Annotated in this window: 16 protein-coding genes; 5 read left to right on the top strand and 11 right to left on the bottom strand. The window is 34.9% G+C overall.

Translation table 11 applies throughout. The features are described from left to right. Positions 1 to 47: 47 nt before the first annotated feature. The 11 genes from QWY86_RS07115 to QWY86_RS07165 all read right to left on the bottom strand — a co-directional run bounded on the left by QWY86_RS07115 (position 48) and on the right by QWY86_RS07165 (position 10,884). Complete coding sequence (locus QWY86_RS07115; protein ID WP_290240244.1) at positions 48 to 434, bottom strand: DUF4870 domain-containing protein; 387 nt, start codon at positions 432 to 434, stop codon at positions 48 to 50. Between the two features lie 66 nt (positions 435 to 500). After that, the gene (locus QWY86_RS07120) at positions 501 to 1,202 is read right to left on the bottom strand and encodes an SDR family NAD(P)-dependent oxidoreductase (protein ID WP_290240246.1); all 702 of its coding nucleotides are present in this window, start codon (positions 1,200 to 1,202) and stop codon (positions 501 to 503) included. Positions 1,203 to 1,233: 31 nt separating this feature from the next. Further along, positions 1,234 to 3,012, bottom strand: a complete 1,779-nt coding sequence (locus tag QWY86_RS07125; RefSeq protein WP_290240248.1) for an aromatic amino acid hydroxylase — start codon at positions 3,010 to 3,012, stop codon at positions 1,234 to 1,236. 527 nt (positions 3,013 to 3,539) lie between these two features. Continuing rightward, positions 3,540 to 4,100 carry a GtrA family protein gene (locus QWY86_RS07130; RefSeq protein WP_290240250.1) on the bottom strand — a complete coding sequence of 187 codons (561 nt, stop codon included), beginning with the start codon at positions 4,098 to 4,100 and terminating at the stop codon, positions 3,540 to 3,542. Positions 4,101 to 4,137: 37 nt separating this feature from the next. After that, positions 4,138 to 4,827: a CAP domain-containing protein gene (locus tag QWY86_RS07135; protein WP_290240252.1), complete on the bottom strand. Its 690-nt coding sequence runs from the start codon at positions 4,825 to 4,827 to the stop codon at positions 4,138 to 4,140. Positions 4,828 to 4,943: 116 nt separating this feature from the next. Continuing rightward, the gene (locus QWY86_RS07140) at positions 4,944 to 5,708 is read right to left on the bottom strand and encodes an SDR family NAD(P)-dependent oxidoreductase (protein WP_290240254.1); all 765 of its coding nucleotides are present in this window, start codon (positions 5,706 to 5,708) and stop codon (positions 4,944 to 4,946) included. 87 nt (positions 5,709 to 5,795) lie between these two features. Then, positions 5,796 to 6,203 carry a helix-turn-helix domain-containing protein gene (locus QWY86_RS07145; RefSeq protein ID WP_290240256.1) on the bottom strand — a complete coding sequence of 136 codons (408 nt, stop codon included), beginning with the start codon at positions 6,201 to 6,203 and terminating at the stop codon, positions 5,796 to 5,798. A gap of 54 nt (positions 6,204 to 6,257) precedes the next feature. Next, entirely contained in the window at positions 6,258 to 7,097 is an 840-nt protein-coding gene (locus tag QWY86_RS07150; protein ID WP_290240258.1) for a ThuA domain-containing protein, read from the bottom strand. Positions 7,098 to 7,287: 190 nt separating this feature from the next. Then, positions 7,288 to 8,931 carry a glycine--tRNA ligase gene (locus tag QWY86_RS07155; protein WP_290240260.1) on the bottom strand — a complete coding sequence of 548 codons (1,644 nt, stop codon included), beginning with the start codon at positions 8,929 to 8,931 and terminating at the stop codon, positions 7,288 to 7,290. Positions 8,932 to 9,247: 316 nt separating this feature from the next. Next, positions 9,248 to 9,451: a hypothetical protein gene (locus QWY86_RS07160; protein ID WP_290240263.1), complete on the bottom strand. Its 204-nt coding sequence runs from the start codon at positions 9,449 to 9,451 to the stop codon at positions 9,248 to 9,250. Further along, complete coding sequence (locus QWY86_RS07165) at positions 9,448 to 10,884, bottom strand: S8 family peptidase (protein WP_290240264.1); 1,437 nt, start codon at positions 10,882 to 10,884, stop codon at positions 9,448 to 9,450. Before QWY86_RS07165 ends, QWY86_RS07160 begins: the two co-directional genes overlap by 4 nt. A gap of 261 nt (positions 10,885 to 11,145) precedes the next feature. Here QWY86_RS07165 and QWY86_RS07170 point away from each other — a divergent pair, with 261 nt between their 5' ends. From QWY86_RS07170 to QWY86_RS07190, 5 genes are all read left to right on the top strand, one after another. Beyond that, complete coding sequence (locus tag QWY86_RS07170) at positions 11,146 to 11,784, top strand: hypothetical protein (protein WP_290240266.1); 639 nt, start codon at positions 11,146 to 11,148, stop codon at positions 11,782 to 11,784. A 5-nt stretch (positions 11,785 to 11,789) separates the two neighbouring features. Next, the gene (locus QWY86_RS07175) at positions 11,790 to 12,443 is read left to right on the top strand and encodes a hypothetical protein (RefSeq protein WP_290240268.1); all 654 of its coding nucleotides are present in this window, start codon (positions 11,790 to 11,792) and stop codon (positions 12,441 to 12,443) included. Next, positions 12,422 to 13,207: a sensor histidine kinase gene (locus QWY86_RS07180; protein WP_290240270.1), complete on the top strand. Its 786-nt coding sequence runs from the start codon at positions 12,422 to 12,424 to the stop codon at positions 13,205 to 13,207. The genes QWY86_RS07175 and QWY86_RS07180 overlap by 22 nt, the downstream gene beginning before the upstream one ends. Continuing rightward, complete coding sequence (locus tag QWY86_RS07185) at positions 13,204 to 13,836, top strand: response regulator transcription factor (protein ID WP_290240272.1); 633 nt, start codon at positions 13,204 to 13,206, stop codon at positions 13,834 to 13,836. The genes QWY86_RS07180 and QWY86_RS07185 overlap by 4 nt, the downstream gene beginning before the upstream one ends. A 313-nt stretch (positions 13,837 to 14,149) precedes the next feature. Beyond that, positions 14,150 to 15,070, top strand: a complete 921-nt coding sequence (locus QWY86_RS07190) for a glycerophosphodiester phosphodiesterase family protein (RefSeq protein ID WP_290240275.1) — start codon at positions 14,150 to 14,152, stop codon at positions 15,068 to 15,070. The last annotated feature ends 29 nt before the right edge of the window (positions 15,071 to 15,099 follow it).

A 15,099-nucleotide genomic window follows, 5' to 3' on the forward strand; every position in this document is an offset into this window, starting at 1 on the left:
AAACTACATTCTGAATTTGCTTAATTCAGAATGTAGAAATAAGTTAATTATATGCTTGGGAACATCGCCTGTGCTCTTTCGCCGATAAACGGAATTGGTTTCTTCTCTCCATTAATAGCGCCAATTAAACCAATTATCCACAAAATAAAAAAGCCAACTTGAATCGCTCTTAATACATAGTAAATTGAAAAACCGCCTGTGGTAAATATTAAAAGACCAAATAAGATACCCAAACCCCAACTTACAACGGTTGTAGCAATATGAAATAATAGTGTTTGCCTTAATTGATAACGAGCCAATTCGGTTTTGTTATCTTTATACATAGCAAAATAGGCAATTAACCAACCTATAAACCAAAAATAGCTTACAATAGCAGCAGTTTTGCCATTATCAGTTGACACTGGATTTGTTTGAAAGGGATTATTTGTTTCCATATAGTTTGTTTTAGTTTATTGATTATCAATACTCTAAATAACAAATAATTTTCAATATTTAAGCACTTACGGAGTAGTTACTGCAACTGGTAATATTTTTCCATTAAAAAATTTATGTCCGGTTTTTGCAAAATCAGCTACATATTTTCCCATTTCAAATGCCATTACCGGGCTTTCATAACCAGGAAAAGCCGCCTCTAACATTTCTGTTTGTGCTGAACCTAAAGCCAGGCAATTCACTTTTATGCCACTTTCAGCAAGTTCAAACGCTAAGCATTCGGTTAAAGTATGCAATGCTGCCTTACTTGCCGAATAGGCAGATAAACCCGGAAACTTAACACTACCTTGAAAACCACCCATACTACCGATATTTACAATATGCGTACCGGCTTGCATCAAAGGAATTGTATTTTGTATCATTCTGAAATGAGCAACAACGTTACTTTGAAACATTTCGCCTAAATCTTCCTCGGTAGTTTCCAGAAATGGCTTGTTTATTAATGCACCAGCATTGTTTATTAGAATATCAATTGTGCCTAAACGCTCCTTTAAAAAAGGAATTAAAGCAGCATAATCATCATTAACAATATCAAATTCAACGGGAAATAAAGTACAATCGGGGTTAATGCTCCTTGCAATTTCTAAAAGCTTGCGCAATTTATCAGCTGTACGGGCAATAGCTACAATTTTATTATTGTTTTGTAAACTAAGTTCTAATGCAGTTTCGAAACCAATACCACTGCTTGCACCTGTAATTATAATGTTCATCTTATTTCTTTATCGTAAAATGCAAAGTTAACTAATCGCCTATTAGCTGCGAAACCGGATTTTTAATAACATGCAAACCATCGTGAATTAGTTTTGTAAGCTCAGGCTCTTTACCTGCTTTAATTTCAAGGTAAATCGTAATTTCCTTTTCAAGTTGATGGTAAATTTTTTTATGAAAAACCAATTCCAAAATTTCTAAACTACAAAGCCAATCTTGCCTATGCTGCGTTTTTAATGTTTCAAATATTGAGCTTAGTTGTTCCAAACCGGTATTTGTTGTCCTAATCGCTCTAACCGTGTCATACAGTTGGTGCAATTGGATGGTTTTATCATCATAATAAACCTTATGCGTTTTCTCCTGACTAATCAGTGTAACTTCTTCGTACGCATCTTTATCTGCTGCGCCATTAAATACCGAAACAATTTTTTTGCCAACGGCCATATCGTAATTGCCCCATTCAGGTTTAAACAATATGTTGCCTTTTTCTTCGGTTACGGTACAATTTTCAAAAGTTATTAAAATAATTTTTTCTTTCGCTTTTAAGATGTTTTTTGCCATTCCAGTTACTTTTATTCCACTGTCAAAAACTAAAGTGGCTGGCAGGTTGAGTATTATTCCTGCTGATTTTAAATCTGTTTCCGTATAATCTTCCAATGGTTTTAAGCTGTTTTTAAGTTTACCCACTGGCGATGAAAAACCATCGGCATGATAATTTTTTCCATGATTTTCTAATTGTTTCCCATTTACAGCTAAGGCGCTTGCGCCTGTGGTTTTTACAAATGTCAATTCATCGGCAGCATCTATGCCAACATCAGTAAATACCCCACTAACCTGTAGACCAGAACTGTAAACCGCCGTTGCAACACTTTTGCATGAAATCGCTTTCATAATACTTTCTGTGCCACCACGTCTGAAAGCCATGGTATCAGCAAAACTTTCTAAAACATCAATAAGATTTTGGAAAGTAGGTGTAACAAAAAGCTGCGGTTGTGTTTTCGTAATATCGTACTGGTAATTAATCGTATCGATATTGTACCAAAGTTTTTTTACATTGTTTTGCATACACGATGCACTTTCACCGATTGAAGAAAGTAAACCTGCGCCATAAATCTTTGGGTTTTCTAAAGTCCCAATTAAGCCATATTCAACGGTCCACCAGTGCAAGCGACCAAGCAAAGCCATTTCTGAAGGTTCGCCCATATTTTCGCTAATAAAGCGCAATTCCTTTTCAGCTTTTACAATTTGCGCTTCATCAGCATCATTTGCTTCCTTTAAAATAGAAAGCTTCCTAATAGCTTCATAAAGTTCAAAATCTTTTGCCGAAAACATGGCTTTAGCGCCAATAGAACCAAAATAACTTAAATAGTTATTGTAATCGGTATCGGCAATAATAGGCGCATGTCCGGCACTTTCATGAATAATATCTGGTGCTGGTGTGTATTCAATATGATTAATCTGGCGAATATCGGCAGCGATAACCAAAACCCGGTAAGCTTGATATTCCATAAAAGCAGCTGGCGGAATAAAACCATCAACTGTTACAGCGCCCCAACCAATTTTGCCTAAATTATCGTTCATGGTTTGCAAATCGGGGATGTATTCTATACTTAACCCAGCCCTTTGCAGCCCTTTTATATATGGATAATAAGCAACATTTTTTAGGTAACTATAATTTTGACGCATCACATAACGCCAAACGGCTTGGTCAATTGGGGTATATTTTTCGTAATTCTGGGCAACAATAAATTGCTTTAAATGATTGGGCAATTTAGCTACCTGCGCATTATTAAAATCATTAAAATGGCTCATCGGTAATCTGAAAATAAGTTGGTCAAAGGCTAAGTTATGATGTTAGCTTTACCTTATCAAGAATTGCGCCTATTAATTAACGCCTTTCAGAAATAATTGGCGAGTTTTTCGACCATCTAAGGCATCTAAGAAAATATAAGACTATATATTATTATTTATCAAGAGCTTATTGTTTTTTGAAAACGATTTTCAGCAATACTTAAGAGAAAGCAGTCGGGCTGTTCGCTAAATCTTTTTTGCACGAACTTCAAATTACTAGATCGATTTACTTATGTGCTCGAGAAACTTTGCCACTTTTATCAAAGGCAAAAAAGGATATCGCTTCCATCCCGTTTATTTACTTCGGCTTATGCTGTTAACGCATACGCACAGTTTTGCGCCCTATTTGTAAACGTAAATAGTAGCAGCATTTGCGCCACCTAAACCCGACCAAAGTGAAAAAGCCCGCAAGGCGAGGCACGAGCCGAGGACTTGAAACGGGGGCGGGACTGAGTTAACCGAATTGCTCTAAAACTTGATTTTCTAAATTATTTCTTTGTTTTTTTTGCACCCAGTTTCTTTACACTAAAAGTAAAATAATGCTGATACAGGTAACTGAAACCTGCAATTAATACTGAAACTGCCACTTTAGATATGGTTGGGTAAATACCTAAATATTCGATAAAGAACTTCTGCATAACGTAGGTTAGCAAAATGTTTATAAAATTTAAATTTAGAAAACGCAGTAACTGAATATGTGCCTTTACTTCGCTATGTGTAAAAATTACATATCTGTTTAGCAAAAAGCTGTATGGTATAACCACCATAAAATCTGCAATTAACGCTGCTGTTTCTCTTTTTACCGTGAAAAGAAGAAGATTTACATCTTCTGTTAAAAAGAGATAGTGAAAGGCCAACCAATAAACTACTATGCCTAAAAGCCATGTACTCCCGCCTGTTGCTAAATACCTAAAATTATGTTGAGAAATAAAACCCTTGAAAGGTGGATAGAAAAAATCGATTATGGCAAGGATGAGTTTTCGCATAGTTGGGCTTTGTGCTTGCAAAGGTAATTTATTTACCGATTTGATTACAGTTATAAGTAGCAAAAATATTGGTTTTGCCAGTGTTGTTAATTAATGATTGCTAACGGCTATTTATGCTTGCTGCTGGCTGCGCAACAAAATCGATTACTGCACACCAACTATATGATGGATGCGGCTGAATACTTATACCTACGGTATTTAACTTGTATTTCTGATCGAGCAGGTTTTGCCTGTGCCCAAGAGACGGAACGCCACAATCCAATAGCAGGTGACAAACAATATCTAAGCTGTTTGAGTAGCCAAAATCTATGTTTTCGCTCATGGCTTTCTTAGGGAAATGTTTTGAAACTCTGCTTGCAAAGGATTCACCATTACTACTTTCGTGTGTATCGATGTTATTCCGGTTTAAATCTACAGCATGATTTCTGCTTATCGAACTTAATTTCTCATCGGGATAAAACATGGGCAGATTTTTAATACCTCTAACATGTTTAAGCAATGATGTGTAGTACGAATTGTTGCGGGAAATCTTTAACTCGTTGTAGTTTCTATATTTTTTAACTTTTTCGTTATAATTATTGATGTAATCTTCGAGAAATGTATAGTAAAATTTTTCGCCATCAATACGAATAAGATTCATGTATAAGAGTGTGTTTTTTTCTTCGCTGGTTAAGTAATCTGCATTTGCTCCAGTATTTGCTCGCTTAAATTCGGCATCTGTCCACCGTTGTGCAAATGTTATATTTATACATAAAAATGTGATTAAGGAGAAAATACAAAGGCGAAGCATGTGTGGTTTTTTATTGATAACGCCTTGAAGTTTTATTTATTTTTTGAGCGTAGCAAAACAGTGTGGTTTTAAACAAAAAACCCTCAATATTTGTGAGGGTTTTTTGAAGTAAGATTTTACAAAAACATACCACCTGATGCTTCTATGCGCTGTGCATTTATCCATTTGGCTTCTTCAGTACATAAAAAGGCAACTACGCCACCAATATCATCCGGTAAACCAACTCTGCCTAAAGCAGTTTGAGCCGCAATGTGTTTGTTAACATCAGCGTTATCGCGGACTGTTCCGCCGCCAAAATCGGTTTCTATAGCGCCAGGAGCAACAATATTTACATTTATTCCTCTTGCGCCTAATTCCTTTGCCTGGTATTTAGTAAGCGTTTCCATTGCGCCTTTCATTGATGCATAAGCGGCATAACCAGGCAATGCGAAACGAGCCAATCCGGTTGATACATTAACAATGCCGCCACCATCATTTAAAACCGCCAATGCTTTTTGAGTTAAAAAGAATGCACCTTTAAAATGAATGTTTACCAATGTGTCGAATTGTTCTTCAGTTGTTTCTGCAAATGAATTGTAAATTCCAATTCCAGCGTTGTTAACTAAATAATCAAACTTTTCTACGTTAAAAACCGATTTTAATACTGATTTCACTTCTTCAAAAAAAGCATCGAATGTTTTGTTGTCCGCTACATTTAATTGCAAAGCAGCGGCCTTAACGCCAATTTCTTCTAATTCTTCTACAGTTTTATCGGCATCTTCTTTTTTAGATTGATAAGTTACAATAACGTTTAAGCCCTTTTTAGCCAAGTGAACGGCTGCATTTTTACCCAAACCACGACTGCCACCGGTTACAAGTACAATTTTATTTTGTTTTTCCATTTTCTTTTTAATTTGATAAACAAAGTTAAATGGAAAATGACTGTAAAAATGGTGACATGTTAAGGAAAAATGGTGAGTACTTAAGTTTTATATGGTGAAAACTTCCTTTTTTACTGCAAGCGATTGGAAATAAGCTTCACGGTATTGTTTAGGCGTTTGCCCCGAAAAGTGTTTGAAAAACTTTGTGAAGTTTGATGGATCGTAAGTTAAGATTCTGGCAATTTCAGAAATTGGTGTACTCACATTTTGCAACATCGATTTAGAAATTTCCATTAAACGTTCTTCGAAAAAAAAGCAAGGAGAATGGCCAGTTGCCGCTTTAATTGTATTGCTAAAATGGGTTGGATGAACGTGCAATATTTCAGCAAAATCCCTAACCTCGAACATTTCAGTTGCCCGGCCCGAAACAATATCAGCAAGATGTTTATCTAATTCTATTAAATAATCGGCAGCAATTTCATGTTGGCGGGCAAAGAATTTTTGAGGGATTTTCATAATATCTCTTGATTAGCAAATCAAATATAAAACAGAAGAAATTAAATTTGATTTCTACTTTACTTTTTTACCTGTGCCTAACCAAATCACGCTGTTTAAAATCATCTTATTTTGAATTTCATTATCAAAGGTATAAGAAATTGTTTTGTTAGTATTATCGTATTTGTGTTCATAATCCATGTCGTTATGACCCATATTTACATAAACCATTTTATAATTTTTGTTTGTCCATACAACTGGATAATAACCGTCTTGCCAAATTTCGTGGGTTTTAGGGCCTGTTCCTAACGGGAAACTTGTCGAATCTATTGCTAATAAAATTTTTATATCCGAATTTTTCCTTAAATCATTTTGCCAGCTATACCATTCATTTGGCTGAACTTTAAATGTTTCTGGCAAATTTTTAACAACAGGATGAGTTTTATCTTCTACTTTTAAAACTGCAGATGTTGGTCGCCATGTGTTGCTGCCATAACTCCCAGAGCCTAAAAAGGTGTTATGATACCAATTCCAGTTCATATCGTATGCAGATTTTTCTAAAGCAAATGTCGAGAAATGAAAGCCCATCCATGCGCCACCATTTTCCATGTATTTCTGAAAAGCTTCTCGTTGTTCAGGTTGTTCTGGTCTGGTATCTAAAAATAAAACTACTTGATATTTTGATAAAAATTTTGAGTTTAAATTCTCCCAATTTGAGGTATAATCATAACTGAAGTTATTTTTTACTGCTATTTTTGGAAAGTATTGATTTGCCTCCTTTACAAAACTGATGTGCGCTAAATCACTTTTACCAGTATAAAAAGCAATGATTTTAAACCTTGAGTTTTTAGGTTGAGCGAGAGCAACCGTCGTAAAAAATATCAATAATAAAAGAGAAGAGACTTTCTTGTTCATTTGATTAGGTTATGATATCTAAATTAGCGAAAAGGTTAGAAGCTTTTACATCACAACTAAATCAAAGCTTGGCATTAGTCTCGAAAACTTAATTTCAATCGATTGATGTTTTTCGCATAAAAAAACCGCAAGTGGTTAACTTGCGGTTAAATATTATAAATCTGCCTTAAATGTCTAAGGTGGTAAAAACTTAAGCCAATAGTTTTTTCCAACTTACTGCATTTCCAACAATATTTCCCAAATCAGCAATAGCAACACGTTCTTGCTCCATGCTATCGCGATGACGAATCGTAACCGTACTATCTTCTAAACTTTGGTGGTCAACAGTAATACAGAAAGGTGTTCCAACTGCATCCTGACGGCGGTAACGTTTACCGATTGCGTCTTTTTCTTCATAAATACAGTTGAAATCGAATTTCAAAGTATCCATAATTTCACGGGCTTTTTCTGGCAAACCATCTTTTTTAGTTAAAGGGAAAACTGCAACTTTATAAGGTGCTAAAGCAGGGTGTAAACGCAGTAAAGTACGGCTATCTTGCTTTTCTTCTATACTTAAATCTTGTTCTTCAAAGGCATTAATCATGGTTAATAAGAACATGCGGTCTAAACCAATTGAAGTTTCGATAACGTAAGGAACATAATTTCCATAAGGCTTACCTTCTTCATTTAAATCGTTGTCGAAATATTGCATTTTCTTACCCGAAAACTCCTGGTGCTGCGTTAAATCGAAATCAGTTCTACTGTGAATACCTTCAACCTCTTTAAATCCGAACGGGAATTCAAATTCAATATCCGTTGCGGCATTGGCGTAATGAGCCAATTTAACATGGTCGTGGTAACGGTATTTTTCAGAAGATGTTCCTAAAGCTTTATGCCATTTTAAACGGGCCTCTTTCCAATATTCAAACCATTTTTTGTCTTCACCCGGGCGAACGAAAAATTGCATTTCCATTTGCTCAAACTCACGCATACGCATAATAAACTGGCGGGCAATCACTTCATTTCTAAAAGCCTTACCAATTTGCGCAATACCGAAAGGAATTTTCATTCTTCCCGATTTTTGAACATTTAAAAAGTTTACAAAAATACCTTGTGCCGTCTCCGGACGAAGATAAACCTCATCGCTTCCTTCTGCCATTGCACCAAATTGCGTGCTAAACATCAGGTTAAACTGGCGAACATCCGTCCAGTTGGATGTTTTAGATATTGGGCAGATAACTTTATAATCAACAATTAAATCTTTCAGCAGTGCTAAGTTTTCAGATTTGAGCGCTAAATTCATCTCAACCTCAAGCGCCAAACCTTTTTTCACAAATCTCCAGCTTGCCTCATCAACAAATGGATACTTAGCATTATCTAAAATTCCTTCCTCATCTTTAAAACTTGGAATCCAGGCTGCTTGTCCTTCATCACTTAAACCTAAAATTTCTTGCTGAAACTCCTCGAATTTAGCTTTGTTTTCTCCAGAGAAATTGGCTAATTCAGAATATAACTCATCAATTTTATTTTCCAATAACTGGTCGGCACGATAACGTTTTTTCGAATCTTTATTATCAATCATCGGGTCGTTAAAACCATCAACGTGTCCGCTCGCTTTCCAAACTTTCGGGTGCATGAAAATTGCAGAATCAATCCCTACAATATTTTCATGCATCTGAACCATGGCTTTCCACCAATATGTTTTAATGTTGTTTTTTAACTCGGCACCCAACTGGCCGTAATCGTAAACGGCACTTAAGCCATCATATATTTCGCTGCTTTGAAACACAAAACCGTATTCCTTAGCGTGTGATATTACATTTTTAAATTGTTCGTCGTTATTCTTTTGAGCCATAATGGAGGCAAAGATAATAAATAAGGTAAAAGGTAAGCGGTAAAAGGTAAAAGGTTTTTGATAAGCGTTTTAAAGTTGCTAACTAACTATCTTAGGTATGTAAGGTGGTTCAAAATATTTTTTGAAAATCAATTTCAGTGCTAATTGGTTTCTTCAGCCCCGCTTTACGCTTTATCCCGAAAATTCGGGATGCTCGCTGCAATCGGGTTTAACTTGCCAAAAATGTGCAACTGTTTATGTTTTACTAAAGACTAAAACAAAAAACGATGCTACAGATTATGCAGCATCGTTTATAATTAAAACAGAATGGTTGTGGCTAAATGTTAACGTCCCTTTCTTCCTCAACACTTAATACGCCATTAATTTTTTTTATATCTGCCATTTTTTGGTTAGTTGGAACAACCATAATTACGCCAATAGATTCAAGTGTTTCTACGCTTTTAACACCCAGTTTTTTTAGCTCATTTGTAACGGTTCCTAAACTACCATCCTTAACGGATATTAACCATTTCGATTTCATCTTATTATTCTTTCAATTGGTCCAATTGGGTCGATAGGGAATCTTGGATTTACCAAAATTGGCACTTTTTCAAGTGGAAATCTATCAATCGGAATCCTGTCAATTGGAAATTTTATTAACCTGTTTTTTGTTGGCGCCTGCACTAAACCTGCGCCAACATCTCTTGCCGGCGAAGATAATGCTTTTGCTGTTGAAGTTAGTTTTCTCCATAAGTTTATGCCACGCAAACCCGATGCTTGTGCCCAAAGCGCCGCAATTCCTGCAACGTGAGGCGTAGCCATACTCGTACCATTCCAGGTTGCATATTTGGTTGGTAATTTTGTTGATGAATAAACGCCAACACCAGGCGCAGCAATATCAACAGCGCCGTAAGTAGGATATAAGCCACCGTTTGAGAAACTGGCAACATTCATGTTTACATCAACAGCGCCTACAGCCATTATCGATGGACAATTTGCAGGGTGCATAACCTGTCTAACTGTTCCTGGTCTGGCAGAATCGTTACCTGCAGCCGCAATTATTAAAGTGCCTTGTGCTAAAGCTCTGGCTGCTGCGGTTTCAAAAACAGCTGAATAACCAGTTCCACTAACAAAACCTCTTAACGACATGCTCACTACTTCGCAACGATTTGCAATTGCCCAGTTAATACCGGCTAAAATACCTCCGTCGCCACCAGAACCTCCATTGCTTAATACTTTGCCGATGTAAATACTTGCAGCATAAGCAATACCGTATCTTTCAGCAGCTGATGGAGAACTTAACGGTCCACAAGCTGTGCCTGTACAATGCGTACCGTGTCCGTGCCCATCTTGTGTAGTTTCTCCGGCAATAAAGCTTTGGTGTACAACCGGGCGACCAGCAAAATCTGGATGTGCAAAATCAAAGCCTGTATCTAAAATTGCTACTTTAATACCTGCACCATTGTAAGGGTTGTATCTTAAAAAGTTTGTAGGTACTACATTTGTTGCTTTTAACCCCCAGGTTGCACCAACAGATTCAACTTCCGATTCTTGCTCAGTGTAACTCGATTCATCGATTTCCTGACCAACCAAAACGTTTGCAATTTGGTTTATGGCATCTCTGTAGCCTTCAACATAGTTTTGAGTGCTTTCGTCAAGCATCCCAATTGCATAAACAACAGTTTCTTTCTCTACAATCATTTGGTTATCGCCAAAGCTGCTGATGTTGTTTTCAAGTTTCGGTTTTTCGTTAACAATTGCAATCCCCAGTTTATCTAGAATAATTCCATCGGCTTTGGCGAGGTCTTTATCGGTAAAAAATTCATTTTCGAATTCTAAAGAGCTTTTTAAATTCAGCCCGCTAATCGAATTAATTTGGTTAATAGAATCCGATGTGTTCGAACCCTCAGGTAATAATACCAGATATCTACCTGTGTATTCTACCTTTTCTTCTTTTTTTAAAGTTTTTGACATGATTTTTAGTTTTTGATTTAGTACCTACTCTGTTCAGGATTTTCGGTTTATTCCTTAAAATTGGTGAAGTTTAATACACCCAAAATTCTTCTAAACCACATTTAAAATTGGTAGGTAATTCACTAAAAATCAGTAGGAAAAGCACCGAATTCTTAATTGGTGAAAACAACTACAGAAATATGGGGAAAACCCCATGTTTTAAGCATAAAAGTTTTATCACATTTGAGAATAAAAGTTAACTTTAATAAAAACCAAAAAACTATGGAATCGAACCCAACATTTAGTTACATTATTGCATTCTTTATAGGAGCAATTGCAGTTTACTTAATTCAAAAACTTTTCGGTGGTACGAAAAAAGAACATGGTTCTACAAAGCCAAATACGATGTCGCAAAAGGCTATTCAGAAAATGGTAGATAATTATCGAAATGTTCAGCTGGAGGTGATAAACAAAACTTTGGGCATAAATGATGCACATTCTGTTTGGTTTGATTTCAAAACCTTGAAGAAATTTATAAGCGATATTGAATTAGAGAGTGTAAAAGTGCAGCAGCACATTACGGATGATAGATTGGGGTTGCGTTTTTACTATGCTGCTTACCCCAAAATTCAGGATTGGGATGTTTTTGGCAATGATACTTCAATACCTAAAGACTTTGCAGAGAAACACACTTTAATAATGATACCTACATTAAAAATTAAAACTGTTGATGGAAGTTATCTTGATTACGATTTTAATCCATTGGATGAAACAACATATTCTGTTGAGCGAAGAGAAAAAAATCAAGCAATGCGCATGATGTCGATTAGCAATGATAATGAAACCCAGGCTTTACAAGTAATGGCTCAAAACCACGGACAAACCATTCCTCCGGCTGTAACTATTGTTGAAGATTATTAGCAAAAATGGAATTAAGTAATTTTCAGAAGTTTTTAAGCGAAAGCTTTCTTTGGATAGAAGGCTTGGCTGCTTTTATCGCTTTGCTTAATTTTAAAACTTTAAAAAATCAGTACTGGCGATTTTTTATTTATTACTTATTTATCATTTTCTTGAGCGAAATTATTGGTAAATGGGGTGGTTTGTATTTTAGCTTTTCTAAAGCGAAGTATTACAACTACCTCGTTATTCCTTTTCAATTCATATTTTTTTATTGGCTATATGGAGTAAAATCTTTTAATAGCAACAAGTTGTTTTATTGTTTTTCGGTGGTATATATTTCATCTTTTTTAGTCAGCGAAATCTTTTTTAGCGAAAAGAAAATATACTTTTCATTTAACTACACTTTGGGTTGTCTGTTACTGATGATTTTAGTACTTAAAGAATATTATAATCAGGTTAATTCTGTAGATATTCTCCATTTCAATAGAAATAAAATGTTTTATATAAACTTAGGTGTTTCCCTATTTTACATTGGCACGTTGCCTTTTTTTGCATTTTATTCTTTGCTTAAAGATTATTCTACAATTTGGGCTATTTATTACGATTATTTCTTAATCTCTGGCATAATCATGTATTTATTATTTTCAATATCGTTTATATGGGGAAAGCAGAATTATTAATCACGGTCATTTTATTTAACCTGTTTTTCGTCAGTTTTACGGTTGCTATTATGGTTTACATCCGTAAATATAAATCAAGAAAGAAAGAGTATTTAAATGAAATTAAAATTAACAATGAAATACACCAGAAAGAATTATTAAGCACACAGCTGGAAATTCAGCAAGATACCATGCAGCAAATAGGTAGAGAACTGCACGATAATATTGGACAGAAGTTAACCTTAGTAAGTTTATATGCGCAACAGCTTGTTTATGAAAAAAAGGTGCCGCAAGCGAGCGAGAAAATAGAGCAAATTTATCAGATTGTAAACTCATCGTTGGAGGATTTGAGAGCATTATCAAAAAACTTAACTAATGATAACATTAATACACACGAAATAGTAACTTTAATACAAGATGAAGTAAATAACTTAAATGCTTTAAAAAAATGCGATGTCTTATTTAATCATAACCGAAATGACTTTAATTTAGATTTTGTTCGGAAGAATGTTTTACTGAGAATTACACAAGAATTTCTTCAAAACAGTCTGAAACATTCTAATTGTAGTGAAATTAAAATCGGATTGCATTCAGATAATGCTATTTTTTTAAAACTAAAAATTGAAGATAATGGAGTAGGATTTGATTACTTAAATAGTAAAGCTGATGGTATTGGCTTGAAGAACATGAAAAAACGAGCCGAAATTATTGGCGGGAAATTTAGCTTAATCAGTAATCTTAATTCTGGAACCGCAATTACCGTTGTTTTAAATAGCCAATCATGAAAAAAACTATCGTTATTGTAGATGACCACGTACTTATAGCAAAAGCGCTACAAGGCATTATCAATAATTTTGAAGATTTTGAGGTTATTTATGTATGCGAAAACGGCAAGGATTTAATTGATAGGTTTGTTACTGGAAGTAAAATTCCGGATATTTTACTTTTGGATATTAGCATGCCCGTAATGGATGGCTTTGAAACTGTAACCTGGGTAAAAATTAATCATCCTGAAATAAAGGTTATGGCACTTAGTATGCAAGATGAAGACAAGAGTGTTATTAAAATGGTTACTAATGGTGCAACCGGCTATCTTTTAAAAAACGCCCACCCTACAGAATTAGAAAACGCACTTACAAAGTTGGCTGCAAATGGTTTTTTCTATCCCGAATGGGCTTCAAAAATTATATTTTTTAGTTTGAATAAGGCAAAAGATACCGAAATTAAAATCTCTGATAGAGAAAAGGAGTTTCTGAAATACACCGTTACTGAACTTAATTATAAAGAAATTGCCGATAAAATGTTTTGCAGTCCTAGAACGGTAGAAAGCTATCGCGATAATCTTTGCGAAAAACTCGAACTAAAAACCCGTGTTGGCTTAGCGGTTTTTGCAATTAAAAATGGTTATGCATAGATTGGCGTTAATGGTATGAATTGTTTAGTTGGTTAACTGTTTAAATTGTAGAATTGGTAAACTGCACAAATTGTGCAGTTGGTTAATTGTATAATCGTTGAACTGGTTAACTACTTGGCACTCGATTAACCAGTTTAACATTTAACCTTGTTAGTTGCGTAGTACGCGATGAACGAGTTTATCATTTAATCTTGTCAACTGTTCACCGCTCGATTAACCAGTTTTAAACAATTAGCCATTTAACCAATACCACATTTGACCAAAAATCATCCATTTACCTTTTCCATCTTCCAATTTTTTCTACTTTTGAAGTATGAGATTTCATTTTTTACTTTTCTGCTCATTTCTGGCAGCGCTTATATCGTGTAAGCAAGAAGAAAAAGTTCATCATTATATAAAATTTGATAATACAAACGAGCTGTACCAGTTTTTAAAGTGGTCGCCAGAAAATCGTTTTCCTTTAATTAGTGCACATCGGGGTGGCCCAATGCCAGGTTTTCCAGAAAATTGTATAGAAACTTTTGAAAATGCAACCACTTATAATCCTATGATTATCGAGTTTGATATTGCGTACAGCAAAGATTCTGTTCTGGTAATTATGCATGATGATAAATTGGATAGAACTTCGACGGGTAAAGGACCAATTGGAAATTATACTTATGAAGAACTTAAAGCATTTAATTTGAAAGATGATGATGGGCAAGAAACCAAATTCAAAATACCAACATTAGATAGCGTTTTAAGCTGGAGCAAAGGTAAAGCATTACTAACTATTGATTTGAAGCGTGGCGTTTCTTACGCAAAAGTGATTGAAAAGGTTAAACAATACAAAGTTGAAAGTAATTCTATTATTATAACTTATACTGCAAATCAGGCTCAGGAAGTACATCATTTAGCACCCGATTTGATGATTTCTGCTTCTGTTCAAAAGAAATCTGATTTGAAAAGACTTAATAGTTTAGGCATACCAAATAATAGAATTGTCGCTTTCGTTGGTGTAAGTGCGCCTGATAAGGAATTGTATAAATTCTTACATAACAAGGGAATCACTACAATTTTAGGTACGATGGGCAACATTGATAAAAGTTCAATTGCCAATCCTGCTAAAAATGTTTATTATCATTTAGTTAATAACGGTGCAGATATTTTATCATCTGATAACATTATGCAAGCTGCCGAGCAATTAGATAAGTTTAGGTATAATAAAAAGATTAGTTCGAAACATATCAATTAAATATTACGTCATTTACCGACTTAAAATAA

It is taken from the genome of Pedobacter aquatilis (assembly GCF_030409415.1).
Lineage (GTDB): Bacteria > Bacteroidota > Bacteroidia > Sphingobacteriales > Sphingobacteriaceae > Pedobacter > Pedobacter aquatilis.

Coding starts and splice junctions, on each gene's coding strand:
- QWY86_RS07120 (WP_290240246.1), bottom strand. CDS start 1,202: ATGAACATTATAATTACAGGTGCAAGCAGTGGTATTGGTTTCGAAACT.
- QWY86_RS07155 (WP_290240260.1), bottom strand. CDS start 8,931: ATGGCTCAAAAGAATAACGACGAACAATTTAAAAATGTAATATCACAC.
- QWY86_RS07140 (WP_290240254.1), bottom strand. CDS start 5,708: ATGGAAAAACAAAATAAAATTGTACTTGTAACCGGTGGCAGTCGTGGT.
- QWY86_RS07170 (WP_290240266.1), top strand. CDS start 11,146: ATGGAATCGAACCCAACATTTAGTTACATTATTGCATTCTTTATAGGA.
- QWY86_RS07145 (WP_290240256.1), bottom strand. CDS start 6,203: ATGAAAATCCCTCAAAAATTCTTTGCCCGCCAACATGAAATTGCTGCC.
- QWY86_RS07135 (WP_290240252.1), bottom strand. CDS start 4,827: ATGCTTCGCCTTTGTATTTTCTCCTTAATCACATTTTTATGTATAAAT.
- QWY86_RS07160 (WP_290240263.1), bottom strand. CDS start 9,451: ATGAAATCGAAATGGTTAATATCCGTTAAGGATGGTAGTTTAGGAACC.
- QWY86_RS07115 (WP_290240244.1), bottom strand. CDS start 434: ATGGAAACAAATAATCCCTTTCAAACAAATCCAGTGTCAACTGATAAT.
- QWY86_RS07185 (WP_290240272.1), top strand. CDS start 13,204: ATGAAAAAAACTATCGTTATTGTAGATGACCACGTACTTATAGCAAAA.
- QWY86_RS07180 (WP_290240270.1), top strand. CDS start 12,422: ATGGGGAAAGCAGAATTATTAATCACGGTCATTTTATTTAACCTGTTT.
- QWY86_RS07175 (WP_290240268.1), top strand. CDS start 11,790: ATGGAATTAAGTAATTTTCAGAAGTTTTTAAGCGAAAGCTTTCTTTGG.
- QWY86_RS07150 (WP_290240258.1), bottom strand. CDS start 7,097: ATGAACAAGAAAGTCTCTTCTCTTTTATTATTGATATTTTTTACGACG.
- QWY86_RS07125 (WP_290240248.1), bottom strand. CDS start 3,012: ATGAGCCATTTTAATGATTTTAATAATGCGCAGGTAGCTAAATTGCCC.
- QWY86_RS07190 (WP_290240275.1), top strand. CDS start 14,150: ATGAGATTTCATTTTTTACTTTTCTGCTCATTTCTGGCAGCGCTTATA.
- QWY86_RS07165 (WP_290240264.1), bottom strand. CDS start 10,884: ATGTCAAAAACTTTAAAAAAAGAAGAAAAGGTAGAATACACAGGTAGA.